We start from the raw sequence: 25,004 nt of genomic DNA on the forward strand, positions 1-25,004 counted from the left end.
TCCCATGGCCATCCGCGTCGCACAGATCGGCACCGGCAACGTCGGCGTCCATTCGCTCACCGCGCTGATCAACAACCCCGAATTCGAGCTCACCGGCGTCTGGGTGTCCTCGGAGTCCAAGGCCGGCAAGGACGCCGCCGAACTCGCCGGGCTCGACGGGACGACGGGGGTGACGGCCACTACCGACCTCGACGCGGTGCTGGCCACCAAGCCGCAGTGCGTGGTCTACAACGCGATGGCCGACAACCGGCTCGTCGAGGCACTCGAGGACTACCGCCGCATCCTGGCCGCCGGGGTCAACGTCGTCGGCAGCGGGCCGGTGTTCCTGCAGTGGCCGTGGCAGGTGATCCCTGACGAGATGATCAATCCGCTCGAAGATGCTGCACGCGAAGGTAATTCGAGCCTGTTCGTCAACGGCATCGACCCCGGGTTCGCCAACGACCTGCTTCCCCTGGCGCTGGCCGGGACCTGTCAGAGCATCGAGCAACTGCGCTGTATGGAGATCGTGAACTACGCGACCTACGACAGCGCGACGGTGATGTTCGACGTGATGGGCTTCGGTAAGCCGATGGACGAGATCCCGATGTTGTTGCAGCCCGGGGTGCTGAGCATCGGGTGGGGTTCGGTGGTGCGGCAACTCGCCGCCGGCCTGGGCCTGGAACTCGACGGACTCGAGGAGATCTACGTCCGCGAGCCCGCACCCGAGGACTTCGAGATCGCCAGCGGACATATCGCCAAGGGCACCGCCGCCGCTCTCCGATTCGAAGTGATCGGCTTGGTCGACGGGGCACCGGCGGTGGTCCTCGAGCACGTGACCCGGCTGCGCGACGACCTGTGCCCGGAGTGGCCGCAACCCGCCCAGGAGGGCGGCAACTACCGCATCGAGATCACCGGCGAACCCTGCTACGCCGTGGACGTCTGCCTGTCGAGCCCCAACGGCGACCACAACCACGCCGGGGTGCTGGCCACCGCGATGCGCATCGTCAACGCGATACCCGCCGTCATCGCCGCACCCCCAGGCATCTGCACCACACTGGACCTGCCCCTGGTGACTGGAAAAGGGTTGTACGCTGCTGGATAGGCCAACCTGTAAGGAGGCCCATCATGCGGATCACCACTCGTGTCGCCGCCGCCGGAGTCGCAATGCTCGCGAGCCTGTTGCTCGCGATTCCCGCCGCTGCCGCACCGCAGTGCACCGACACCGGTCCGAACACCACCATCTGCCAGACCCCCGGTCATGCGCAGATCACCACCTCCCCCAATCCGGCGTTGACCAACCCCTATCCGGGTTGGGGCTTCGGTGGAATCGGCATCGGCCTCGGCGGACTCTGGATTGGTCTGTGAGCTAGCAGGCGTCTAACATCGCCGCCGGTGGCCGGTTGAGTAGTCCCGGGCCCCCTCCAGACGCCGCATAGAGAGCTCGACGGTTGGCAGAACAAGCCCGGGTCGCCAAAGCCGGTTGGTATCTGCTCGGGCCCGCCTTCGTCGCCGCCATCGCCTACGTCGACCCGGGCAACGTCGCGGCCAACATCAGCGCCGGTGCACAGTTCGGTTTCCTGCTGGTCTGGGTGATCGTTCTGGCCAATGCGATGGCCGGGCTGGTGCAGTACCTGTCGGCCAAGCTCGGCCTGGTCACCGGCCGCACCCTGCCCGAGGCCGTACGTGACCACACCCGCACCTCGACCCGCATCGGCTATTGGGTTCAGGCCGAGCTGGTGGCTGTCGCGACCGACCTGGCCGAGGTCGTGGGCGGCGCGATCGCGCTGCAGCTGCTGTTCGATCTGCCGCTGCTGCTCGGCGGCGTGATCACCGGCTTCGTGTCGCTTCTTCTGCTGGTGATCCAGGACCGTCGCGGCCAACGGGTCTTCGAGCGGGTCATCACCGGGCTGCTGATGGTGATCGCGATCGGGTTCCTGTCGAGCCTGTTCGTGAACGCCCCGCCCGCAGGGGAGGTCGCGGCCGGGCTGGTGCCCAGGTTCGAGGGCACCGAATCCGTTCTGCTCGCCACCGCGATGCTCGGCGCTACCGTCATGCCGCACGCTGTCTATCTGCATTCCGGCCTGGCCCGTGATCGCCACGGCCACCCACCGGCCGGCCCAGCGCGCAAACTGCTGTTGCGGGCCACCCGCTGGGATGTCGGCATCGCCATGCTGGTGGCCGGCGCGGTCAACATGGCCATGTTGCTGGTCGCGGCGACCAACCTGCAGGGCCGCGCCGACACCGATTCCATCGAGGGCGCGCATGCCGCCGTCGGCGACACCCTCGGCCCGACTGTCGCGCTGTTCTTCGCCATCGGCCTGCTCGCCTCCGGTCTGGCCTCGGCCTCGGTCGGGGCCTACGCCGGCGCCATGATCATGCAGGGCTTGTTGCGAAAGTCCTTCCCGCTGTTGCTCAGACGCCTCGTCACGCTCATCCCCGCCCTGGTGGTGCTGGCCATCGGCGTGGATCCCAGCCGCGTCCTGGTCATCTCCCAGGTGGTGTTGTCGTTCGGGATCCCGTTCGCGCTCATCCCTTTGGTGCGGCTGACGAGCCACCCGAATCTGATGGGCGACGACACCAACCACCGACTGGTTTCGATGCTCGGGTGGACAGTCGCTGCAGTGATTACGCTGCTCAACGTGGTTCTGATCTACCTGACGCTCACCCGGTAATGCCGGTAATGGTTGGGCACGCTTACTTCGCCTACGGGTCGAACCTGTGCATCCAGCAGATGGCGCTGCGCTGCCCGGAGGCCACCGATCCGCGCCCGGCGACGTTGGCCGACCACGACTGGCTGATCAACGAACGCGGCGTGGCCACCGTCGAACCGTTCATCGGCTCTGTGGTGCACGGGGTGCTGTGGTGGGTGTCCGACCGGGATCTGGCCACCCTCGACAGCGCCGAGGGCGTCCCGTCGCGATACCGCCGCGACCGGCTCACCGTGCAGACCGCCGACGGCCCGGCGCCGGCGTGGGTCTACATCGATCACCGCACCGAGCCCGGGCCGCCCCGCCCCGGATACCTGGAACGCGTCATCGACGGCGCCCGCCACCACGGCCTGCCGCAACGCTGGATCGACTTCCTGCACCGGTGGGACCCGGCGCACTGGCCCAAATCCTTGTCGTCGAAAAGCGATGGTCCGCAATCGCTTTCGGAGCTCCTCACCGATCCGGCCGTCATCGAGGTGTGCCGGCTGCGCTCACGGTTCGGCTTCCTGGCCATTCACGGCGGCGGGCTCGAGCAGATGACCGACGTCATCGCCGAGCGGGCCGCCGACGCGGCCGGGGCGTCGGTGTACCTGCTGCGGCACCCCGAGGGCTACCCGCACCACCTGCCGTCGGCGCGCTACCTCGCCTCGGAGTCGGAGCGCCTCGCCGCATTCCTCGACCACGCCGAGGTGGCGGTGTCACTGCACGGCTACGGGCGCATCGGGCGCAGCACCCAGTTGCTGGCCGGCGGGCGCAACCGTGCGCTGGCCGAGCATCTGGCCGGCCACATCGCGGTCCCGGGCTATCAGGTGATCACCGACCTCGACGCGATCCCCGCCGAACTACGCGGCCTGCACCGCGACAACCCGGTGAACCGGGTCCGCGGCGGGGGCGCCCAACTGGAGCTCTCGACGAGGGTGCGCGGGGTCAGCCCGCGCAGCCAGCCGCCGGACTCAGACGGTCTGACCCCCGCGACCTCGGCGTTGGTGCAGGGACTGGTGGCCGCCGCGCATTCCTGGCCCGCCTGAAAATTTGGTTAGCAATCGGACCCATCCGCGCCATGCGGTGCTCCGAATAGTGGGTGTGAAACCGATGAGCACCCAGGTAGACCATCAGACGCTGACTCCCGCGCTGTACCGCACTCGGATCACTCACCTGCGCCGATCACCGGTACACCACTACGGCGAGCACCGCAGCTACAGCTGGTACGTCGATGTGGACAACCTGCCCAAGCTGCCGTTGTGGCTGCGGCCGTTCGCCCGGTTCGAGGCCGTCGACCACTTCACCGGCACCGACAACGACACGTTGCGCCAGCGGGTCGACGGATTCCTCGCCGAGCACGGCATCTATCTGCCCGGCGGGCGGACCACGGCGCTGCTGATGCCGCGGGTCCTCGGGCGTGCCTTCAACCCGTTGAGCCTGTTCTGGTGCCACGACGCCGACGGCGTGCTGCGCTGCGTCATCGCCGAGATGCACAACGCCCACGGGGAACGGCACGCCTACCTGCTGCCGCCCGACCAGGAAACCCCGGCGATGGTGACCAAGACCTTCTATACCTCGCCGTTCAACGGTGTCGACGGCTACTACCTGATGCGGGCGCCCCGGCCGGAAGAGAAGCTGGACCTGACGCTGTCGCTGCACCGCGAGAACGAGCCCGCCCTGGTGGCGACCGTTCGCGGCGACCGGCGGCGGGCCAGCACCGGGCAGGTGCTGCGGCTGCAGTTCAGTGCGCCGCTGGCCCCGCAGATGGCCGCCCTCAACATCAGGGTGCAGAACCTGATGCTGCGGCTGCGCGGCGTGCCGGTGATCCCGCGCCCGGAGACCCACGAGCGCCTGCCGCAGGCGGTGAGCATGCAATCGGCGACGGCTGGCTGGACGGCAACGAATCGTTCCTGGATGCCGTCGTGACGAGCCTGCTTGACCCGCCCGTTAGGCTACGGCTCAATGCCAGCGACAAAAAGCGGACGGCGATCGTGACCGCGACGACTGACCTCGACGGACTGCTGCGCCGGGTCGCACAGCGTGACGCCGATGCATTCGCCGCGTTCTACGACGCCACCCGTGCACGGGTCTACGGTCTGGTGACACGCGTGTTGCGCGACCGTGGCTACAGCGAAGAGACCACCCAGGACGTCTACCTGCAGGTGTGGCGTACCGCGGAAAGCTACGACCCCGCCTCGGGCACTGCGCTGGCGTGGCTGCTCACCCTGGCGCACCGCCGCGCGGTGGACCGGGTGCGATCCGAGCAGGCTGCCTCGGTCCGCGAGTCGCGCTACGGTTCTGCGACGGTGGAGACACCGGGCGACCACGTCAGTGACGCCGTGGTGGCCAGCGATGAGCGACGTCAGGTCGTTGCCTGTCTAGACGGGCTGACCGAGGTCCAGCGCGAGTGCATCGAGATGGCCTATTACCAGGGAATGACGTACGTGCAGGTTTCCGAGCGGCTGTCGGCGAATTTGGCGACGATCAAATCGCGTATGCGCGACGCGCTGCGGGGCTTGCGTAATTGTTTGGGTGTGCGATGAGGGTGCTGCGATGACTCAACCTCACGATGGGTTCGCGGACGGCGACCTGTTGGACCTCGCCGTCCCGTATGCACTGCATGCGCTGCCTGACGACGAGCGTGACGATATCGAGAGCAGGCTGGCTCGCGCCGGTCTGCAGGTGGCCGACGCCTTCTACGACGAGGTGCGCGCGGTCCGCGAGACCATGGCCGTGGTGTCGGCGGTCAGCGCCGAGGAGCCACCGGCCGCGCTGCGTGACCGGCTGCTGGCCACGGTGGCCGACGACAATGTGCGCATTCTGCCGTCCGCGCCCAAGGAGTCCGGAAAGCGCTGGCGCGCAACAGTACTGACCGCCGCAGCAGCGGTGGTCGTCGGCCTGGGGGCCGTCGCCGTCGTGCAGTCGATGCGGCCAGGGCCCGCCCAGCCGTCGACCGCGCAGCAGGTGTTCGCCGCGCCCGACGTGCACACCATCTCCGGTGACATTCCCGGCGGCGGGACCGCGACGGTCGTCTTCTCCCGCGACAAGAACGCCGGCGTCCTGGTGATGAACGACGTTCCGAAACCCAAGCCGGGCACCGTGTATCAGATGTGGTTGGTCAGCGACAGCGGTGCCACCTCGGCGGGAACCATGGACGACAAGGCGGTGTCCCCGTCGACCACAGCGGTGCTGCCCGACCTCGGCAACTCCAAGGCGCTGAAGTTCACCGTCGAGCCGGGCACCGGTTCCACCCAGCCGACCGGCCAGGTGGTCGCTGAACTTCCGCTGGTCTGACTCAGACATCGAGTCCCCTGACCGTTGCGGCGGCGGCTTCGGCGATGACGTCGGCAATCTCACCGCGGCACCGCCAGGCGTGACGCTGCCGCATGGCACCATTGCCGTCCTGCAGCAGCCGGGCGACGTCGGCGCGCACCCACTCCTCGTCACCGATTTCCTGCAGCGCCGGCGCCAGCATGGTCAGCCACTGGCCGAGTACGCGCGCGGTCGGGGCTGTCGCCCAGCCGTCGAGCACATCGATGGCCTGACCGTCGAGGCCGTCGTGCGCCGACTTCCAGTAGGCGGCCCGCAGGGTGTGGTCGCTGACCCGAGGTGCCGGCACCCCGCGGTCCCGCTCGTCGAGCGCCGTCATCACCGCCGCACGGATCAGGGTGGCCAGCAGAACGGTTTCGGCCACCGTGGCCGGCACGTCGGCCACCCGCACCTCCACCGTCGGGAACTTCGTCGACGGCCGCACATCCCAATAGACCATGCCGTCGTCGAGCATCGCGCCAGAGTCGATCATCATCGCCACCACCGCGTCGAAGTGCTCGGCGGATTCGAAGAACGGCGGCGGCCCGGAACTGGGCCAGCGGCCCCACAGCACGCTGCGCCAGCTGGCATGGCCGCTGTCGGAGCTGCGATAGATGGCCGAGTTGGCGGTGAGCGCCAACAACAGTGGCAGCCACGGCCGCAGCCGGTTGCCGACGTCGACCGCGGCCTCCCGGTCGGGCACCTCGACATGGACGTGGCAGCCGCAGATGCCCTGCTCGGTGGCGATCATGCCGAAGCGTTCGGCGATCTGCCGGTAGCGCGGGGTGTCGGTGATCGGGAACGCGTGCGGCACCGTCGGCGGCAACCCCACCGCGAGCAGCGTGGCTCCGGCTTCCTGCGCGGCCGCTGCGGCGGCCAGGCGCTGATTCGTAAGTTGTTGGCGCAGTTCGGCACTCGTCTGGGCCACCTCGGTGGCGGTCTCCACCTGACAGGTGGTGAGTTCGAGCTGCAGGTCGACACCGCGGCGCGCGGCGTTGCTCGCGACGGCGGAGTTGCGTGCCACCGGTTCGCCGGTGTGTGGGTCGACGAGTAGGAACTCCTCCTCCACACCGACGCTCGGGGCGCTCATGATGGGTGGTGTGTGCCCGAAATGCACATCGGCCAAACGCAGGTGCGACGTAGCATGACCGGGTGCCCAGGGATTTTCGTTTCGGTATCGGTGTGCGGTCGGTCAAGTCAGCAGCGAAGCTCCTCGACACCGTGAAACGCTTTGCCGACTTGGGCTTCGACGTCCTGCACGTGCCGGACCATCTCGGCCGGTTCGGCGTTCCAGCACCGTTCCCCACCATGATCGCCGCCGCGCAGGCCGCACCGACGATGCGGGTGGGCACCTTCGTCCTCAATACCGCCTTCTATAAGCCTGCGCTGCTGGCGCGCGACGCGATCGCCGTCGACGTGCTCAGCGAAGGCCGCCTCGACCTCGGCCTGGGCACCGGGTACGTGCGCGAGGAGTTCGAGGCCGCCGAGATGCCCTATCCGACCGCCGGTGAACGCGTCGACCATCTCCGGCACACCACCAAGCACCTCAAGGAGGTCGCGCCGACGATCCCGATCCTGATCGCCGGCAACGGCGACCGGGTGTTGCGGATCGCCGCGCAGCACGCAGACATCATCGGACTGACCGGTGGCGGTATCCCCCGCTCCCCCGACCACGACCCGCTGGCCGAGCGGATCGAGTTCGTCCGCGCCGCGGCCGGCGACCGATTCGACAGCCTGGAACTGAACATCGCGATCACCGGGGTCCCGACGGATGCCTCCGGGGTGCCCGATCTGCGGCTGACTCGTGGCTACGAGCCCGAGGCCACCGACGAACAACTCCTGGCCCTGCCGACCGTGCTGAGCGGGACGACGCGCGACATCGCCGACACATTGCGCGAGCGCCGCGACCGCTACGGGATCACGTACTTCACCGTGCAGGACTACCACGCCGAGTACTTCGCCAAGGTCATCGCCGAACTGCGCTGAGCCACCGTGGTTTGTCACCCCTGATCGCGGGGAATGGCTGCTGCGGGGAGGCAGGACATGACAGTGCTACACGACTTTCGTATGCGGCAGCTCAACGGGGACCCCGAGGAAACACGGCAGCGGGCCGAAGGGGTGCTCGTCGCGCTCAAAAGGTGCACTCTGGATGTGGCAGCCGGCGAGATCACCAGGGCGTCACACCGGCACCATCTCGACAGCAACCGGGTCGCCCGGGCCCTGGTCCGGCTGGCCCAGAACATCGAACCGGAGGCCGACAGCAACGCGACGGCCGTCGCGCGCTTCGAGTGGGGCGCGCTAATGCCGCACCGGAGGTGACCATGGTCCGCAATAGTCTCGGCGCGGTGGCGTCGACACCCCGTCGCCTGGCCGGCTGGATTCGCAGGGACTACCCCAAAGCCGCACCTCAGCGCGGACACTGCGCCCTGATCGCTCTGTGCGGAGTTGAAACCCCGGCACGGTAAGCTGCCAGCCGGGTCCGCCCCCGTAGCTCAGGGGATAGAGCACGGCTCTCCTAAAGCCGGTGTCGCAGGTTCGAATCCTGCCGGGGGCACTTTTTGCGTGTATGACCTCGCCTGATGGTTGACGTTTCGGTGTCGGGTGATGGGCGACAGTGTTTCGGCTGGTGCTTTACACGTGCTTCGGTTGATCCTTGACACTCCCTAGATGAGGGAGTTGAGCCTTGGGTAACCACACCGCGCCGGTTGGTGTTCGAAGCTCGACAAACGCTCGGACAAGGGGAAACACTGGGACGCGGCACGCCTCATCGTGGCTCCCATCCCTGCGGCCCCGGATCAGTCGTCGCCGTCGATCGGCATGCTCTCGACGAATACTGCCAACGCGGATACGTCGCGGTGCCCGTCGTACGCGCGAAGCAACTCAACGTACGCGTGCTTGTCGAGATCCCAGTCGTACCTCAACTCGGCAGGATCCTGCGCCGCGGCAAACACCAGATCGGCAAGAAACCGTGTCGTGCGACCGTTTCCATCGACGAACGGGTGGATCCGCACAGTCTCGGCGTGCACCGCAATACCCAGATCATGAGCCGACCAGTCGTCGGCGTGTTCCCACCGGTAGGCGATGGTGCCCAGCGCCTCCCGCAACTCGACCGCGATCATCTCCGGCGCGACCCCGATGTTGAGCTCCAACCTGCGCCAGTTCCCCGCCCACTCCCAGATCGGGCCGTACATGCGGGCATGCAGGTCTCGGAGGAAGTAGTCGGTCAACAGCTCGTCAAGTGGCAACGATCCGTTGATCGCCGCCACCAAGAACTCCTCTTCGAGTTGACCCTGCAAGGCCTGCTCCAGGTCATAGACATCCGCGCGCGTCACCGGCTCGCCGAGGACTTCGACGACCGCGGGTAGTAATGCACTCAGTTCGTCGTGCGGAAGAGGAGTCTCGCCGTAACCAGGGGAGAGCGGCATCAGCGCTGCGGCGGCTGCTGCTTTGCGAGGTATGCCTTCACTGCGGCCGATCGCTGGTGGCCTGACGGAACAACCCGACCCTCCAACTTGGCCGACGCCTTCACAGCGCGCGCCGAAGAGCGTTTCACCGCAGCCTTCGACACCACCACCTTCTTTGGTGTTTTACGTTCCACGGGACACCCCCTTGACGACTCGAACAGCGAATTCGATGCTACCGGCCATGAGGGTGCCCGGCCTACATCGGTCATCGCAGCGATCAGAAGACGGACACACGTCACCCATGATGCGCGCAAGATCGGTGGTTCCATGCTTGCATCCGTGATGAAGCCCCTGGTGCATGTTGGCATGAGTCAAACGCGCGTGGCTGTCATGTTCATCTCGAGTGTTCCCTGACAGGCTCCGCCGGTGATGTCGGTGCGCATGGTGCCGGACAGTGTCCCGTCGGGCTGGGGTGTGTAGCGCACCTCGGCGCGGGCCGGATTCCATTGAGTCGTGCCGTCGTCCATCCTGCATTCCCACTGAAAGCTGTTCACCTGCGTCCAGGACGATCCGTCCCAGGTGAATTGAACGGGTTGCGGCACCGTGGGGTTTCTCGGCGCAGGGCCGCCGATGATCGTGGCGGTGCACGGTGCGCCGGCGCAGCTCGACTGGAATGTATAGATGTCGGAGTACTGCGACTCGGGTTGACCGGCCGCCATACTCGTCCCGGCCTTGGGACCGACGATGAACGTGATCTCATACTGGCCGTTCCAGGTCGGAGAATCGGCGGCGGCACTGGGGATCATCGGCACGACTATTGCCAGCGGCCCAGCACACACACTCACGAATATGCGCAGACGGCCTCGAGTCATCGGATTCTCCTTGGGCATCGATTCCGCTGGCTAGAGCGCCGCTTCGGCAGGCGCCGCCGCCGGCGTCACCGTCAGCAGCGGTGCACCCACGGCGATGTCCCCGGCTGCGGCCGGCTCGACCGAACCGAACTTCTTGCCGTTGAGCACCACGATCGGCGTGATCAGGGGATAGCCGGCGGCCTCGATGACCTTGCGGTCGAAGGTCACCAGAGGCGTTCCGGCAGTGACCTTCTGGCCCTTGGTGACCTTGACGTCGAAGCCTTCGCCCTTGAGCGCCACGGTGTCGATGCCGATGTGGATGAGGACCTCGACGCCACCGTCGAGCACCAGACCGAAGGCATGCCCCGACGCCGGGACAGCCACCACGACACCGGATCCCGGCGCATAGGCCGTGTCACCTGAGGGCAGCACTGCCACACCCGGACCCATGGTGCCCTTGCTGAACACCGGATCGGGCACGTCGGCCAGCGGGACGACCGTGCCGGCCAGCGGGGAGAGCATCTCGATGCCCACACCGGCCTGGTCGGCGGCCTTGGTCTCGGCAGCCGCCACCAAGGTGTCGGCACTGGCCGCCGCCCGCGGGCTCTCCAGGTCGGCGACCGACACACCGGCGGCCACCGCCGCGGCGGCCTCTTCCGGCGAGCGGTATCCGGACAGGATCACCAGGATCATCGCGGTGAGGAAGGCCGCGCTGACGGCCAGGGCGTACAGCGCCATATTGCTGAACGCCGGGATGGTCAGCAGCGAGGTGAACACGAAGGCCTTGGTGGTCACGCCGCCACCGATGCCGATGATCACGCCGCCGACCAGACAGCCGACGAGCATGCGCGGATAGATCCGTTTGAACCGCAGATGGATGCCATACAGCGACGGCTCGGAGATACCGCCGAGCAGGCCCGCGGCCAGCGCGCCGATCGCGGTCTGGCGCATCTGGGCGTCGCGCTCCCGCCAGGCCAGGAACAGCACCCCGGCCGTCGCACCGAAGCAGGCGAAGTTCCAGGCACCCATCGGGCCCTGGATGAAGTCGTAGCCCAGGGTCTGAATGTTGATGAGCATGATCGCGTTGATCGGCCAGTGCAGACCCAGCGGCACCATGAACGGGTACGCCAGTGGGATGAGGATGGCGAAAATCAGCGGCGAGAAGTCGTTGACCGACTTCAGGAAACTGCCCAGCCCGGCACCGGTGTAGACACCGATCGGCCCGATCAGGAACGCCGTCAACGGAATCATGATCAGCATCGACAGGAACGGCACGAAGATCAGCTGGACGTTGTCCGGGATGATCCGCTTGAGGAACTTGTACAGCGGGCCCAGCACGGCGGCCATCAGCAGCGGCGGGAACACCTGCGAGCTGTAGTTGAAGATCGTCAGCGGCACCCCGAAGATGTGCACGATGTCGACCTGCGAGCCGAACACCGCTACCGACTGGCTGGACTCCTTGAGCGCGGTGAACCCGGGCAGCATGACCACGGCCATGATCGCGAACCCGACCCACGGGTCGGCGTCGAGTTTCTTCGAGGCGTTGTAGGCGATCATCAGCGGCAGAAAGACGAACACGCTCTGCCAGCACAGGTTGATGAACTGCCACGACGGCGACAGCTCGGTGCGCGGGTCGGCCCAGTTGGGGATGACGTGCAGCGTGCTCATCAACGCCATGAACGTGATGAACAGCGAGGCACCCAGCAGTGCGCCCAGGATCGGGCGGAACGAGTCGGACAGGAATTCGAAGAACGAGTCGAGCCAGGTGAACCTGCCCCGCGGGCCCTGGGCGCGGGCGGCGGCCTTGATCGCATCGGCGTCCGGAGCGGCGGCGCCGCTCATGCCGGGCAGCGCCATGATGTCGTTGTAGACGCTCTGGACGGCGCCGCCGATGACGACCTGGTAGCGATCGCCGGCCTGCGGGACGGCCCCGAGAACTCCGGGCACCGCCTCGATGCCGGACTGGGTGACGCCCGAGGCGTCACGCAACTGGAATCGCAGTCGGGTGGCGCAATGCGACAGGCCCGCGATGTTCGCGGCGCCCCCAACGCTTCTGACGATCTCGGCAGCGGTGTTCGACGACATCAGACCCGAACCTTTCCCGGGGACAACCCTGTGACCGTGGCCACGGTCGAGTGATCGTATCGACGCGGTGGCACGTCGGTACGGGGATTGGCTGCGATCCGATTCGACTAGGCGTCGCGGGTGTCGATGACCCGGGTCGCGATGTCGATGAGCCTGGTGTTGCTGGTCTGCGACAGCTCGCGCAGCATCTCGAAGGCGCGGATCGCGTCGACGTTGAACCGTTCCATGATGACGCCCTTGGCCTGCCCGATCGTGTCCCGGGTGTTCAACGCCGCCTCCAGCTGCTCGCCGTGCCTGCTGGCCAGAATCGCCGCGGCCGCGTGCGCGGCGAGCACCGCGCCGATCGCCTCGGACTCGCCGTTGAAGGCATGCTCCTTGAGGCCGAACAGGTTCAGTGCGCCAGCCGTGCTGGAGCCGGTGTACAGCTTGAACGACAGCCCGCTGCGCACCCCGAGTTCGGTGACGGCCCGGCTGTAGGTCGGCCAGCGTTGCTCGTGGGAGAAGTCGTCGGTCCGCACGATCAGTTCATCGACCGCGGCACTGATGCACGGGCCCTCCCCGTACAGCTCCTGCAGCGCGTCGAGTTCGTAGATCAGATCCGAGGTTCCGAACAGCGACTCGTACTTGCCGCCCTTGCCGATCAACAACACCCCACAGGTGTCGGTGCCGGGAATCATCTCGACGGCGGCCTTGGTCATACTCGCCAGCACCTGGTCGACAGTGCTGGGCGGCGCCGTGGCGCGCGCCAACTCCGCCATCCGCAGGGCAAGGTCGTGGTTTGGCGAATTCATGGGAGCAGAGTTCCCATTCCGCCCGGAATTTACGTCCGTCCAGGCGATCTGGTTACGTTTGTTAATTACCTGGCAGGGCAATGCAGGCTGGAAGCGGACGTAGTCGTCGACAACTACGACCGCGAGGTCCTGTCGGTTCAGACCACGAGCCGGCAGGGCCGCCTCGGTTGGGTTGCCCTGACTGGCCATTCCGGCCCGCTACTCTCTTAGCTGTAGTAGCTTCGGCGCTGTGACAGGCGATGTGTGGATCCTCGGCGGCTACCAGAGCGACTTCGCGCGAAACCTCAGCCGTGAGGGCCGGGATTTCGCGGCATTGACCACCGAAGTCGTCGACCTCACCTTGGCCGAGTCGATGATCGACGCCGCCGATATCGAGGTGGTGCACGTCGCCAACGCCTTCGGCGAGTTGTTCGCCGGGCAGGGCCACCTCGGCGCAATGCCCGCCACGGTTCACCCAGGACTGTGGAACATTCCGGCAAGCCGCCACGAAGCAGCCTGCGCCTCGGGCAGTATCGCCATCCTGTCGGCGATGGCCGACCTGCGCGCCGGCAACTATCGCACCGCACTGGTGGTCGGCGTGGAACTGGAGAAGACGGTGCCCGGCGACACCGGCGCCCAGCATCTGGGCGCGGCGGCATGGATCGGCCACGAGGGCCAGGACGCGAAATTCATGTGGCCGTCTATGTTCTCCGACGTCGCCGACGAGTACGACCGCCGATTCGGTATCGACGAAGCCCACCTGCATGCCATCGCCACGGTGAACCTCGGCAATGCCAAGCGCAATCCCAACGCCCAGACCCGGGACTGGGAGGTGCCGGATCTGATCGGCCGGGGCGGCGAGGACGCCGTCAACCCGCCTGTCGAAGGCCGCATCCGCCGCTACGACTGCAGCCAGATGACCGACGGCGGCTCCGGTGTCGTCCTGGTCAGCGACGACTTCCTGCGCGAGCATCCGGGAGTGCGGCCGATCGGCCGCATCGAGGGCTGGGGCCATCACACCGTCGGGCTGGGCCTGCAGCAGAAGTTCGACCGCGACGCCGGCAACCCCTACGTCATGCCCCACCTGCGCGCCACCGTGCAGGATGCGCTGTCCCGGGCCCAGACCGACCTCGACGGTCTCGACGGCTTCGAAGTGCACGACTGCTTCACCCCCAGCGAGTACCTCGCCATCGACCACATCGGCCTGACCGGGCCCGGGGAGTCCTGGAAAGCCATCGAGAACGGCGACATCGAGATCGGTGGACGGCTGCCGATCAACCCCAGCGGCGGGCTGATCGGAGGCGGCCACCCCGTGGGCGCCACCGGCATCCGGATGGTGCTCGACGCCGCCAAACAGGTCAGCGGACTCGCCGGTGACTATCAGGTCGAGGGCGCACGCCGATTCGCCACGCTGAACCTCGGTGGCAGCACCGCCACCACAGTCAGCTTCGTGATCGGTTCGGGAGAGGCCGCCTGATGGACGTCTCCGTCGTCGGCAAGTTCCTGTCCACGCTTCCCGAAGACGACGACCACCCGTACCGAACCGGCCCGTGGCGGCCGCAGAACACCGAGTGGCGTTCCGACGGTCCGACCGTCGTCGACGGCGAGATCCCCACCGACCTCGACGGCATCTACCTGCGCAACACCGAGAACCCGTTGCATCCGGCGCTCAAGTCCTATCACCCGTTCGACGGCGACGGCATGCTGCACATCGTCGGCTTTCGGGATGGAAAAGCGTTCTACCGCAACCGCTTTGTCCGCACCGACGGCTTCGAGGCCGAGAACGCCGCGGGCGGCCCGCTGTGGCCTGGACTGGCCGAGCCGCTGTCGTTGGCCAAGGTCGATTACGGGTGGGGTGCGCGCACCCTGCTCAAGGACGCCTCGAGCACCGATGTGGTGGTGCACCGCGGCACCGCCTTGACCAGCTTCTACCAGTGCGGTGACCTCTACCGCGTCGATCCGCGCAGTGGCGACACCCTCGGCAAGGAGACCTGGGGCGGCGCCTTCCCCGCCGAGGGGGTCTCGGCGCATCCCAAGGTCGACGAGCGCACCGACGAGATGATGTTCTTCAACTACTCGAAGAGCGCGCCCTTCATGCACTACGGAGTGGTCGACCGCAACAACGAACTGGTGCACTACACCGACGTTCCGCTGCCGGGTCCGCGACTTCCGCACGATATGGCGTTCACCCGGAACTACGTCATTCTCAACGACTTTCCGCTGTTCTGGGATCCTGAGATGCTCGAACGCAACGTGCACATGGCGCGCTTCCACCGCGACATGCCGTCGCGGTTCGCCGTCGTGCCGCGCCACGGCGGCTCCACCTCTCTCCCGGGTCGCTCCGCTCCTGCCCTCCGGAGCGAAATCCAGTGGTTCGAGGCCGAGCCGACCTTCGTCCTGCACTTCGTCAACGCCTACGAAGACGGCGACGAGATCGTGCTGGACGGATTCTTCCAGGGCGATCCCGAACCCGCCGACAACGGCACCGGCACCAAGTGGCAGCGGGCGTTCCGGTTCCTGGCGCTGGACCGCATGCAGGCCCGGCTGCACCGCTGGCGGCTCAATCTCGTCACGGGCGGCCTCACCGAAGAACCGTTGTCGGAGAACATCTCCGAGTTCGGCATGATCAACGCGGGATACGGCGGCGAACCGTACCGTTACACGTACGCGGCTACTGGGAAGCCGGGCTGGTTCCTGTTCGACGGGCTGATCCGCCACGACGTGATGACCGGCACCGAGCAGCGGATCAGCTTCGGCGACGGTGTCTACGGCAGCGAGACGGCGATGGCTCCGCGGGTCGGCAGTAACTCCGAGGACGACGGCTACCTGGTCACCCTGACCACCGATATGAACGCCGACGCCTCCTACTGCCTGGTGTTCGACGCGGCCCGCATCGAAGACGGACCGGTCTGCAAACTTCAGCTGCCCGAACGGATTTCCAGCGGAACGCATTCGACATGGGTGCCGGGACACTCGGTGCAACGCTGGCATTCCGCCGAGTCCGCCGCTGAAGCGGTCGGTCTGTAAGTGTCCGATCTCATCGACGCCGATGCCCCGGTAGTCCTGACCTCCGAGGGCACCAACGCCATCGGGCGGATGCTCGGACTGCTGGGCGACGAATGGAACCTGCTGATCATCCAGCAGGCGCTGATGGGCGCCACCCGTTACAGCCACTTCATGGCGCGGCTGCCGATCTCGAATTCCGTTCTGACCAGCCGTCTTCGGACGCTCGTCCAGGATGGCCTGCTGGCGCGCCACGAACACGCCTCCACCCGGGCCCGCACCGAGTACCTCGTCACGGCGCGAAGCCGCTCGTTATGGCCTGCCCTGCTGTCGATCTGGGAGTGGGAGCGCAACTGGGTGGCCGAGCACCGCGAAACCCTGCCGGCCATGCATCACCAGATCTGCGGCCAGCCGTTCACGCCCGTGCTGCGCTGCGACTCCTGTCATTCGGCGGCAGGCACCAGCGATGTCACGCTCTCGCTGGGGCCCAGCGGAAACTGGGAACGGTCGGCACCCGCCGCGGCAACCCGCAGGCGATCGGAATCCGACTCCACCGGTCGGCAAGCCGGCATGTTTCCCGAGACCATGAGCGTGCTCGGAAACCGTTGGGCCGCAGCGCTGTTACTGGCAGCTTTTCTGGGCACTACCCGCTTTACCGACTTCCAGGCCCAGCTCGGAGCACCGCCGAGCCTACTGGCCGAGCGGTTGCAGACTTTCTGCGGTATCGGCGTGTTCACCAGCTCCCCCGCTGAGCGCAGCGGTGCCGAGCGCGCCGCCTACCTTCTCACCGAGAAGGGCCGCGCATTCTTTCCGGTCCTGGTGGCGGCCGTGCAGTGGGCGCAGTGGTGGTTCCAGGCCCCCGAGGGTCCGGCGCTGGTGATGCATCACCGCGACTGCGGGTCGCCGTTCACCGGCGAACTGGCCTGCGACCAGTGCGCCGACCGCCTGACCGGCGCGCAGGTCCGCATCGCCGTCACTTAGGCGGAAGGATCTGGAAGCCCTTGATGATCGCGGCCGAATCGGCGGCATAGGTCGGGTTGTCCGCCTTGATGCTCTGCACGGTGACGGTGGCGATGTAGTTGACGTCACCGGACTGGTACACCGCCGCCAGCGAGGTGGCCTTGCGGGCGGGGATCTTGCCCATCGCCGGCGCGGTGTAGGTGGTGGCCTGCGCCGGTGAGCCGCAGACCTGACCCGGCGTGGACGTCATGTCTTTGACCTTCAGCTTCACCTTCAGCTGCTGGTTCTGGGCATCGAGAATCTGCTGCGGCTTGCCGATATCGGAGCCGACCTTCTGCAGCGTGACGACAGCGTTCGGGGTGAAGCCGTCGGCCGTCAGCGCCGGGTTACGCAGTGCGTATCGGATGGTCTCGGAATCGAGCTTGTCGGTCCGCTCCCATCCCTGCGGTTGCGGGATGCGTAGCCGGGGCTCCTGGTCGGTCCTCGTCGGGACGTCGGTCATCGGCAGCGACACCGAGTCGCACTTGGCCGCCGTCGGCTTCTCGTCCTCCGAGCAGCCCGCGACCGCCAACGCCAGTGCGGTCGCCAGAACGGCCGCCACAGGTCCTACTACTTTGCGCAATCTGATCCCCTTCGAAACCCGCCACAGCCTACCCGTGGCACCACGCCAAACGACGAATTTGTGTTAGCACTCGCCGATGCCGAGTGCTAATCTCGGGGATGCACAGTGATGGCTGCCCGCCAGGGTGGCGGGCTTCCGTGAAGACATACAGGAGGTGATGTGCTGTGCTGCGCTTCGATCCGTTCAGTGACCTTGACTCCGTGACCCGGGGCTTGCTGAGCAGCCAAACCGGAAGCGACCGCAGTCCCCGATTCATGCCCATGGATCTCTACAAGGTCGACGACCACTACGTCTTGACCGCCGACCTGCCCGGGGTCGATCCCGGATCGGTCGACGTCAGCGTCGACCACGGCACCCTGACCCTGACGGCCCATCGCTCGTCCCGTTCCGAGGACGCGGTGCAGTGGCTGGCCAGCGAGAGATTCTTCGGCACCTACCGCCGCCAGCTCTCACTCGGCGACGGTATCGACACGACGAGAATCAGCGCCACCTACGAAAACGGTGTCCTGACCGTCACGATCCCCCTGGCCGAACGGGCCAAGCCGCGCCGCATCGAGGTCTCCCATGCCGCCGGCAGCAGGCCGATCGAGCCCACCACCGTCGAATCATCCTAAATGACAGCAGGTTCCGGCTCGGCCGTCATTCGTGGCGGCTGAGCCGGAACGTCAGATTGTTCCGCACCGCGGGCCACTCGATGTCGAGGATCGAGTAGACGACGGTGTCGCGCCGCGACCCGTCAGGCAGCAGTTGATGGCTGCGCAGAATGCCGTCGAGCTTCGCACCGAGACGTTCGATGGCAGCGCGGCTGTCCTGGTTGAAGAAGTGGGTGCGGAACTCGACGGCCACGCAGCCCAGTTGTTCGAACGCGTGGGTGAGCAGGACGAGCTTGGTCTCGGTGTTCACCCCGCTGCGCCGCGCTGACGCGGAGTACCAGGTATAGCCGATCTCCAGCCGGCGGTTCGCGGCGTCGACGTGGAACAGGCTGGTGGAGCCGACGACCACGCCGTCAGTGCGCCGACGCACCACGTAGGTGACGCCCTCGTCGGCTTCCTGCAGGTCATGCATCTTGGCCGCCCAGGCGGCGGCGGTGTCCGGCGAGGGCGCGGCGGTGAACCACAGCGCGCCGACATCCCCGTCGGCGGCAGCAGCCGCGATCTCGTCAATGTGGTTGTCCCCCAGGGGCTCCAGCGTCACCCACGACGGCCCGGTCAGGATGACCGGTTCCACGAAACGGCTCAACGTCGCGAACCTCCACGCAGCAGCGCCGCAATCAATGCCCACACCGAACAGACCAGCGCCCCGGCGGCGCTCGCGGCGCCGATGTAGAAGCCGTACCCGGCGGCGACCGGCGAGCTGACATTGAGGTGGTAGTACCACCACGTCAGCGCGCCGATCAGGGCAGCGATCACCACCGCCGCGCTCGCAGCCAGCCGCGGCGAGAGGTCCCGGGCGACCATCGCACCCGCCACGATCAGCATCGAGGACAACAGGACGATGAGCTGACCGGCACCGAACCGCGGCGGCAACGCGATGCTGCCCACGGTGCCCCCGATCGCGCTGGCCCGTCCCCCGCCGGCCGCCGACGTCGTGAGCCAGGGCAGCCACGCGCTCACCGCGAGCACCGCCGCACACAACACCACAAACCATCCGGTGCGTAGGGATGCCATGGTCAGACCCTAACCCGCATCGGTCAGTACGCCGGGCATCCGCATCGACAGCGTCCCGGTGAGATCGAGCCGGCCCAGGAAGTCGTCGTCGTGGCTGACCACGAGTACCGCGCCCCGGTAGGAGCGCACCGCGTCGACGAGCTGATCGACGCTGCTGATGTCGAGGTTGTTCGTCGGCTCGTCGAGGATCAGCAGTTGCGGCGGAGGCTCGGCGAGCAGGAGGCGGGCCAGCGTCACCCGGAACCGCTCGCCGCCGGACAGGGTGGCCACCGGGCGGTGCACCGCGTCGCCGCGCAGTAGGAAGCGGGCCAGCCGGGTGCGCACCAGCGCCGGATCGGTGCCCGGCGCGACGGCGCTGACGATCTCGAGCACGCTGAGACGCTCGTCGAGGCCGTCGAGACGCTGACGCAGGTAGCCCACCCGGTCGGTCAGCAACCGGCCCGCACGCCCGGCAAGCAGGTCTTCCAGCAAGGCCGTCTTACCGATGCCGTTGGGGCCGACGATCGCGAGGCGCTCCGGACCCTGGATGACGAAAGAACCTTGCGCTCCCGGCAATTCGGCGATTCGACGCTTGTCGGACACATCCGGATCGGGCAGGTCGATGCGAATGTGGTCATCGTCCCGCACCCTGGCCTGTGCTGCCTGCAGCGTGTCCCGGGCCGCGGTCACCTTGGCGTCCAGTCCAGTTCGCAGCTTGCCCGCCGCAACCTGCGCGGACATCGCCCAGGTGTTCATCACGATCTTGGGGGCCCGCTTGTTGGTGTAGTCCTTCTGCGCCTTACGGTTTCGGTGGGCCAGCTTGGTCTCGGCCTCGACACGCTGGCGCTCCTCCACCCGCACGGTGTGATCGGCCGCCGACACCGCTTGGGCGGCGGCGTCCTGCTCCCGCTCGAGATGACTGCGCCACTGCCGGTACGGGCCGCCGTAGGTGGTGAGCCGATGGCCATACAGTTCCGCGGTGTTGTCCATCCGGTCCAGCAGGGCGACGTCGTGGCTGACCACCAGCAGCGTTCCCGGCCACTGGGCGAGCAGAGCCGACAGTCGCTCGCGGGCGTCACGGTCGAGGTTGTTAGTGGGCTCGTCGAGCAGGGTGATCGGCGCGCGGCGCATCCGCAGCGCAGTCACGGCGACCAGCATGGCCTCCCCTCCGGACACCTGCCCGACCGTACGGTCCAGGGCCTCGACACCGAAGCCGATGTGGGACAGCGCTTCAGAGGCCCGTTGCTCGACGTCCCAATCCTCACCGAGCACGGCGAAATGGTGCTCGTTGGTGCTGCCCGATTCGATGGCGCGCAGCGCCGAGAGTGTGTCGGCGACACCGAGTATCTCGGCGATCGAGGTGTGCACATCCAGGGTCAGGGTTTGCGGCAGGTAGCTGACGTCACCTGCGGTGAGGACGCGGCCGGTCGAAGCGACGAGTTCACCGGCGATCAGCCGCAGCAACGTCGACTTGCCGCTGCCGTTGTCGCCCACCAGACCGGTACTGCCGGTGGTGAACACGGCGTCGAGGTGTTCAAGTGCGACGGTTCCGTCCGGCCAGACGAAACCGAGGTCGATCAGTGTGATGGCAGATTCAGTAGGCATGGGTCTCCGTCGTGGTGGGCAGCGGGCGTGGGGCCGATGCGCAGATCCACGACGAAGACCGTCCGTTCTACTCGATGAGTGGTTGCCGACTCCGGCCACGCTAGCGAGCGAAGATCTTCGCGGGCAACCGATTTATCTCTACGCTGGTGCGAACATCGACCGAGGACGGCATATGACGGAACTCCCCGACTGGGTGAAGCAACTGGACATGACTCCCCATCCGGAGGGCGGCTTCTTCAAGGAGACCTGGCGCAGCGATCTGGTGCTGGCCGAGTCGGTGCTGCCCGCGGACTACACCGGCCCGCGCAATGCCGGCACCGCGATCCTGTTCGTCCTGCTATCCGGGCAGGAGTCGGCCTGGCACACGGTGCGCAGCGCCGAATTGTGGTTCCACCACCGCGGCAGCCCGCTGCTGCTGGAGTTTGGCCCCGAAAAAGGTAGCGCCACAACGCATGTGCTGGGGCCCGACATCGCCGCCGGGCAGCATCCGCAGCTGCTGGTGCCGCCCGGTTACTGGCAGCGAGCCGAACCCCGGGACGGGGAGGCGACCCTGGTGAGTTGTGTAGTGGTGCCCGGCTTCGACTTCGCCGACTTCGCGCTCAGTTCCTGAGCGCGCCGAGGATCTGCACCGCGGCTTCGACGAGCTCGGCATTACCCGGCGCCGGCGACCCGTCGGGCAGCAGCACGGTGTCCTCAAGGCCGATGCGGGTCTGCAGTCCGCGCACACCGGCGTGCCGCAGCAGCGGCCAGCAGCTGTCGTCGAGCCCGTGCAGCAGCACCGGCGCCGGAGACTCGGCCTGGTGGATCCGGGCCAGCAGGTCGTCGGCGGTCTCGGTGTCGCCGTCGGCCCCCAGTTCGATCATCACCCGCAGGCAGTGCGGCGCGACGGCGGAACGTGCCCACGACTCGGCGGCCTCGGCGTGAAAGATGCCGACCTCGACGCCGAGCCCCCGGCTCAGCAGCAGTTCGGCAAGCTCTTCAGAACCCGGCTCGTGCCAGTTCACCGACGCGAAGTCGGGCAGCACGTCCCAGGACTGGACCGCGCGCAGCCGCTGCTCGGCGTCGGGCAGGGCCCAGAAACCCGTCGTCACCCCAAGCGGCAGCCCCGGCACCGCGTGCCGCACCGCACTGACCGCCGCGCCGACGGTGTCGGCCAGCAGGGAGTCCACCCCGTCGGCGGTCTTGGGGTGCAGGTGCACCGCCTGCGCTCCGCAGCGGTGTGCGGCGACTGCGGCATCGGCGAGCTGCTGCGGGCTCACCGGAAGGCCGGAATGCTGCTCGGGGGTGCGGGCGCCGTTGATACACGCCTTGACGTAGGGACGCGAGGAATTGGGCATCCCTCATCTTGACCCGTCATGGCGAAGGTTTCCGAAGTAGCGTTTCCCCATGCACGGCCACACCATCGTCTGCGGAGATGATGCGCTCGCGATGCGGATCATCGACGAGCTGAACAATGCCGAGCTCAGCGTGGTCACCCTGCAGTCCCCCGACGGTCTGGAGGCGGCCGGGATCGGCACCGCCGATGCGATCATCTGCGCCGCCGACGACGATGCGTTGAACCTGGAGATCGCGCTGCTGGCGCGGCAGGCCAACCCGCGGGTGCGGGTGGTGACCCGGCTGGCCAACACCGTGCTGCGCAAGGCCATGGCCGACGACGGCGGCCCCGGTGCCGTCCTCGACATCGCCGACCTGGCCGCCCCGTCGGTGGTCGAGGCCCTGCTGGAGCGCACCACCCACACGATCACGGCCGCCGGCGTCGACTTCGTGGTGTCCGGCGCAACGGCCAAGCATGAGGGCACCCTGCGCGAGATGTACGGGGACCTGGCACCGGTGGCCATCATCCGCGGCGAGAGCTCCGAGCACCCCGGCGCCGTGATCGCCTGCCCCGGCCGCGACCAACACGTGCATCCCGGCGACTGGACCGCCATGATCGGCACCGCCGACGAGCTGACCGAGCGGGGCATCAAGATCGCCAAGCCCATTCCGTCGGCGCCGCGGGAACGGCCGCTGGTGGTTCGCGTCGCCGATGCGGTCCGGGCCTTCCGCGACGACCTCAACCCGATGTTCTACAAAGCGCTGGCGGTGGCGGGCGCATTGCTGGTGGGCTCGACGGTCATGCTGCGCTTCGCCTACAACCAACCCGGCATGGGGTGGGTGGACGCGCTGTACTTCTCGGCAGAGACCATCGCGACGGTGGGCTACGGCGACTTCAACTTCCTCCAGCAGCCCACCTGGCTTCGGTTGTGGGGCGTGGGGATGATGTTCGCCGGGGTGGCCACCACCGCCATCGTGGTGGCCTTCGTCGCCGACGTGCTGCTGTCCCGGCGGTTGTCGCAGGCGGCCAGCCGGCAGAAGATCCGGCACCTGCACCGCCACGTCGTGATCGTCGGCCTCGGCTCGTTCGGCATCCGGGTGGCCGGCGTTCTCAAGGCGGCCGGGCACGACGTCGCGGTGATCGAGCGCAACGAGGACAACCGCTATCTCGCGGCGGCCGCCGAACTGGAACTTCCGGTGATCTTCGGCGACGCCACGCTGCGCCAGACTCTCGATGCCGCGCGCCTCGACGACGCCCGCGCCATCGCGGTGCTCACCCAGGACGACATGGTCAACATCGAGACCGGCATCGTGCTGCGCGAGATGCTCGGCCCGCGCACCGCCCCGGATCTGCATCGCCCCGACGTCCCGATCGTGTTGCGCATCTACGACCGCGCGCTGGGCTCGGCGGTGGGTCACCGGTTCGGCTTCGCCTACGTCCGCTCCACCGTGGACCTGGCCACCCCGTGGTTCATCGGCGCCGCGATGGGCCTCGACGTGCTCGGCACCTTCTCGGTGGGACAGAGTTCGTTCATGGTCGGCGGGGTGCGGGTGCTTCCCGGCAGCGAACTCGACGGGATCCGGATGTTCGAGTTGTCCACCCAGACCCGGGTGATCGCCATCGAACGCGACGGCGTACCCCTGCGACTTCATCCGCGCCGCGACACCCAACTTGTCGCCGGGGACACCGCCTACCTCGTCGGGCCCTACCGCGAACTGATCGACACGATGCGCAAGGGCCAGCGGGCGTCGCAGCCCGGCAAGGTCACACCGGTGAACTGGACCGGCTGATAGCGCGGCCGGACCTCATCGCGACAACCCCAGCACCCGCACCGCGTTGTCCTTGAGGATCAGCGCCAGGACCTCGGCATCGACACCGAGCGCATCGAAGTCGCGCCGCCAGCGCTGCAGCGAGATGTAGGGATGGTCGGTGCCGAACAGGGCCTTGGTGCGCAGTTGGCGCCCGATCGCGGCGACCAGTTGAGGCGGGAAGTACTTCGGTGACCACCCGGAAAGATCGATATAGACGTTGGCCTTGTGCGAGGCGATGGCGATCTGCGCATCGACCCACGGCACCGCGGGGTGGGCCATCACCACGGTCAGCTCGGGGAAGTCGGCGGCGACGTCGTCGAGCAGCATCGGATCGGAGTAACGCAACTTGATCCCGTGCCCGCCGGGCAGCGCCGAACCGAGCCCGGTCTGGCCGGTGTGGAACAGGGCGGGCACCCCCGCGGCGGTGATCGCCTCATAGATCGGGTAGAGCCGGCGGTCGTTGGGTTCGAAGGCCTGCAGGCTGGGATGGAACTTGAATCCCTTGGCGCCCAGGTCGATCAGCTGATGCACGCGCGACACCGCCGCGTCGTCCCACGGGTCGACGGTGCCGAACGGGATCAGCACATCGTTGTTGCGGGCGGCACCCTCGATGAGATCCTCGACCGAGTTGGGTCGATGCCCCGACACCGTGTGGGCGTCGACGGTGAACACCACTGCCGCCGTGTTGTTCTCGCGGTACTGCTCGGCGAGGTCGTCGACCCGGGAGAAATAGTCGTCGCCGAGCTTGAAATAGCGTCCGGTGGCCCTGGCCAGTTCCGCGTCATAGGCGCAGTGGCCGGCGGCGTCGATCTCGACGTGGGTGTGGAAGTCGATGGCGTCGACGGCCGCGATGTCGATGCCGTACTCGTAGGTGGCGCTCACCGACGCAGTCTAGAAAGAGCGAGCCGGCGGACGGGGGAGAACTCCGTCCGCCGGCTCAAGGCGCGCGCCGTG

General features: G+C 67.4%; 26 protein-coding genes and 1 tRNA gene. 16 read left to right on the forward strand and 11 right to left on the reverse strand.

All coding sequences use genetic code 11. From position 1 onward, the window contains the following. Nucleotides 1-4 precede the first annotated feature (4 nt). The 7 genes from OG976_RS08690 (at nucleotide 5) to OG976_RS08720 (ending at nucleotide 5,963) form a co-directional block, all read left to right on the forward strand. The gene (locus tag OG976_RS08690; RefSeq protein ID WP_328360607.1) at nucleotides 5-1,081 is read left to right on the forward strand and encodes an NAD(P)H-dependent amine dehydrogenase family protein; all 1,077 of its coding nucleotides are present in this window, start codon (nucleotides 5-7) and stop codon (nucleotides 1,079-1,081) included. A gap of 23 nt (nucleotides 1,082-1,104) precedes the next feature. Next, nucleotides 1,105-1,344, forward strand: a complete 240-nt coding sequence (locus OG976_RS08695; protein ID WP_328360610.1) for a hypothetical protein — start codon at nucleotides 1,105-1,107, stop codon at nucleotides 1,342-1,344. Nucleotides 1,345-1,427: 83 nt separating this feature from the next. Then, nucleotides 1,428-2,651 (forward strand): Nramp family divalent metal transporter, encoded by a 1,224-nt coding sequence (locus OG976_RS08700; RefSeq protein ID WP_328360613.1) that lies wholly within the window; start codon nucleotides 1,428-1,430, stop codon nucleotides 2,649-2,651. Nucleotides 2,652-2,659: 8 nt separating this feature from the next. Next, nucleotides 2,660-3,715, forward strand: coding sequence for a poly-gamma-glutamate hydrolase family protein (locus OG976_RS08705; RefSeq protein ID WP_328360616.1), 1,056 nt, complete (start codon nucleotides 2,660-2,662; stop codon nucleotides 3,713-3,715). A gap of 64 nt (nucleotides 3,716-3,779) precedes the next feature. Further along, on the forward strand, nucleotides 3,780-4,595 hold the full coding sequence (locus OG976_RS08710; RefSeq protein WP_328360619.1) for a DUF1365 domain-containing protein: 816 nt from the start codon (nucleotides 3,780-3,782) through the stop codon (nucleotides 4,593-4,595). A 5-nt stretch (nucleotides 4,596-4,600) separates the two neighbouring features. Beyond that, entirely contained in the window at nucleotides 4,601-5,212 is a 612-nt protein-coding gene (gene sigK / locus OG976_RS08715) for an ECF RNA polymerase sigma factor SigK (RefSeq protein ID WP_442930514.1), read from the forward strand. Nucleotides 5,213-5,222: 10 nt separating this feature from the next. Then, entirely contained in the window at nucleotides 5,223-5,963 is a 741-nt protein-coding gene (locus OG976_RS08720) for an anti-sigma factor (protein WP_328360622.1), read from the forward strand. Nucleotide 5,964: 1 nt separating this feature from the next. Here OG976_RS08720 and OG976_RS08725 read toward each other — a convergent pair whose 3' ends face one another. Beyond that, nucleotides 5,965-7,068, reverse strand: a complete 1,104-nt coding sequence (locus OG976_RS08725; protein WP_442930445.1) for a glutamate--cysteine ligase — start codon at nucleotides 7,066-7,068, stop codon at nucleotides 5,965-5,967. Nucleotides 7,069-7,130: 62 nt separating this feature from the next. Between OG976_RS08725 and OG976_RS08730 the strand changes: the two genes are divergently transcribed. From OG976_RS08730 to OG976_RS08740, 3 genes are all read left to right on the forward strand, one after another. Continuing rightward, nucleotides 7,131-7,964, forward strand: coding sequence for an LLM class F420-dependent oxidoreductase (locus OG976_RS08730; protein WP_328360625.1), 834 nt, complete (start codon nucleotides 7,131-7,133; stop codon nucleotides 7,962-7,964). 57 nt (nucleotides 7,965-8,021) lie between these two features. Continuing rightward, on the forward strand, nucleotides 8,022-8,297 hold the full coding sequence (locus tag OG976_RS08735) for an antitermination regulator (RefSeq protein WP_328360628.1): 276 nt from the start codon (nucleotides 8,022-8,024) through the stop codon (nucleotides 8,295-8,297). Between the two features lie 162 nt (nucleotides 8,298-8,459). Beyond that, a tRNA-Arg gene (locus tag OG976_RS08740) sits at nucleotides 8,460-8,532 on the forward strand. Nucleotides 8,533-8,773: 241 nt separating this feature from the next. On the opposite strand, the gene OG976_RS08745 is transcribed toward OG976_RS08740, so the two are convergent. From OG976_RS08745 to OG976_RS08760, 4 genes are all read right to left on the reverse strand, one after another. Then, on the reverse strand, nucleotides 8,774-9,403 hold the full coding sequence (locus tag OG976_RS08745; protein ID WP_328360631.1) for a Fic family protein: 630 nt from the start codon (nucleotides 9,401-9,403) through the stop codon (nucleotides 8,774-8,776). A gap of 350 nt (nucleotides 9,404-9,753) precedes the next feature. Then, nucleotides 9,754-10,188: a hypothetical protein gene (locus tag OG976_RS08750; protein ID WP_328360633.1), complete on the reverse strand. Its 435-nt coding sequence runs from the start codon at nucleotides 10,186-10,188 to the stop codon at nucleotides 9,754-9,756. A 96-nt stretch (nucleotides 10,189-10,284) separates the two neighbouring features. Continuing rightward, on the reverse strand, nucleotides 10,285-12,318 hold the full coding sequence (locus OG976_RS08755; RefSeq protein ID WP_328360635.1) for a glucose PTS transporter subunit IIA: 2,034 nt from the start codon (nucleotides 12,316-12,318) through the stop codon (nucleotides 10,285-10,287). Nucleotides 12,319-12,425: 107 nt separating this feature from the next. After that, a complete protein-coding gene (locus OG976_RS08760; RefSeq protein WP_328360637.1) occupies nucleotides 12,426-13,109 on the reverse strand; it encodes an ANTAR domain-containing protein in 684 nt (227 codons plus the stop codon). Between the two features lie 229 nt (nucleotides 13,110-13,338). Between OG976_RS08760 and OG976_RS08765 the strand changes: the two genes are divergently transcribed. From OG976_RS08765 to OG976_RS08775, 3 genes are read left to right on the forward strand one after another with little or no spacing between them, the layout of a single operon-like run. Further along, entirely contained in the window at nucleotides 13,339-14,565 is a 1,227-nt protein-coding gene (locus OG976_RS08765; RefSeq protein ID WP_328360640.1) for an acetyl-CoA acetyltransferase, read from the forward strand. Beyond that, nucleotides 14,565-16,115: a carotenoid oxygenase family protein gene (locus tag OG976_RS08770; RefSeq protein ID WP_328360642.1), complete on the forward strand. Its 1,551-nt coding sequence runs from the start codon at nucleotides 14,565-14,567 to the stop codon at nucleotides 16,113-16,115. The genes OG976_RS08765 and OG976_RS08770 overlap by 1 nt, the downstream gene beginning before the upstream one ends. Beyond that, nucleotides 16,116-17,072, forward strand: a complete 957-nt coding sequence (locus OG976_RS08775; RefSeq protein ID WP_328360645.1) for a winged helix-turn-helix transcriptional regulator — start codon at nucleotides 16,116-16,118, stop codon at nucleotides 17,070-17,072. Here the strand turns inward: OG976_RS08775 and OG976_RS08780 are convergent. Then, complete coding sequence (locus tag OG976_RS08780) at nucleotides 17,065-17,652, reverse strand: LpqN/LpqT family lipoprotein (protein ID WP_328360648.1); 588 nt, start codon at nucleotides 17,650-17,652, stop codon at nucleotides 17,065-17,067. The two genes, OG976_RS08775 and OG976_RS08780, sit on opposite strands and share 8 nt — an antisense overlap. A gap of 185 nt (nucleotides 17,653-17,837) precedes the next feature. Here OG976_RS08780 and OG976_RS08785 point away from each other — a divergent pair, with 185 nt between their 5' ends. Next, a complete protein-coding gene (locus tag OG976_RS08785) occupies nucleotides 17,838-18,287 on the forward strand; it encodes an Hsp20/alpha crystallin family protein (RefSeq protein ID WP_328360651.1) in 450 nt (149 codons plus the stop codon). Nucleotides 18,288-18,312: 25 nt separating this feature from the next. Here the strand turns inward: OG976_RS08785 and OG976_RS08790 are convergent, their stop codons facing one another. From OG976_RS08790 to OG976_RS08800, 3 genes are read right to left on the reverse strand one after another with little or no spacing between them, the layout of a single operon-like run. Beyond that, nucleotides 18,313-18,912: a GNAT family N-acetyltransferase gene (locus OG976_RS08790; RefSeq protein WP_328360654.1), complete on the reverse strand. Its 600-nt coding sequence runs from the start codon at nucleotides 18,910-18,912 to the stop codon at nucleotides 18,313-18,315. Beyond that, nucleotides 18,909-19,340, reverse strand: a complete 432-nt coding sequence (locus tag OG976_RS08795; RefSeq protein ID WP_328360657.1) for a hypothetical protein — start codon at nucleotides 19,338-19,340, stop codon at nucleotides 18,909-18,911. The genes OG976_RS08790 and OG976_RS08795 overlap by 4 nt, the downstream gene beginning before the upstream one ends. 9 nt (nucleotides 19,341-19,349) lie before the next feature. Beyond that, entirely contained in the window at nucleotides 19,350-20,924 is a 1,575-nt protein-coding gene (locus tag OG976_RS08800) for an ABC-F family ATP-binding cassette domain-containing protein (RefSeq protein ID WP_328360659.1), read from the reverse strand. A gap of 172 nt (nucleotides 20,925-21,096) precedes the next feature. Between OG976_RS08800 and OG976_RS08805 the strand changes: the two genes are divergently transcribed. Next, nucleotides 21,097-21,534 carry a cupin domain-containing protein gene (locus OG976_RS08805; RefSeq protein ID WP_328360662.1) on the forward strand — a complete coding sequence of 146 codons (438 nt, stop codon included), beginning with the start codon at nucleotides 21,097-21,099 and terminating at the stop codon, nucleotides 21,532-21,534. On the opposite strand, the gene OG976_RS08810 is transcribed toward OG976_RS08805, so the two are convergent. Beyond that, on the reverse strand, nucleotides 21,524-22,261 hold the full coding sequence (locus tag OG976_RS08810; protein WP_328360665.1) for a 3-keto-5-aminohexanoate cleavage protein: 738 nt from the start codon (nucleotides 22,259-22,261) through the stop codon (nucleotides 21,524-21,526). The two genes, OG976_RS08805 and OG976_RS08810, sit on opposite strands and share 11 nt — an antisense overlap. Nucleotides 22,262-22,310: 49 nt before the next feature. On the opposite strand from OG976_RS08810, the gene OG976_RS08815 reads away from it, so the two are divergent. Further along, complete coding sequence (locus OG976_RS08815) at nucleotides 22,311-24,029, forward strand: NAD-binding protein (protein ID WP_328360668.1); 1,719 nt, start codon at nucleotides 22,311-22,313, stop codon at nucleotides 24,027-24,029. Nucleotides 24,030-24,044: 15 nt separating this feature from the next. Here the strand turns inward: OG976_RS08815 and OG976_RS08820 are convergent, their stop codons facing one another. After that, nucleotides 24,045-24,932 carry an amidohydrolase family protein gene (locus tag OG976_RS08820; protein ID WP_328360671.1) on the reverse strand — a complete coding sequence of 296 codons (888 nt, stop codon included), beginning with the start codon at nucleotides 24,930-24,932 and terminating at the stop codon, nucleotides 24,045-24,047. Nucleotides 24,933-25,004: the final 72 nt, after the last annotated feature.

The organism is Mycobacterium sp. NBC_00419, from assembly GCF_036023875.1.
Classification (GTDB): Bacteria; Actinomycetota; Actinomycetes; order Mycobacteriales; family Mycobacteriaceae; genus Mycobacterium.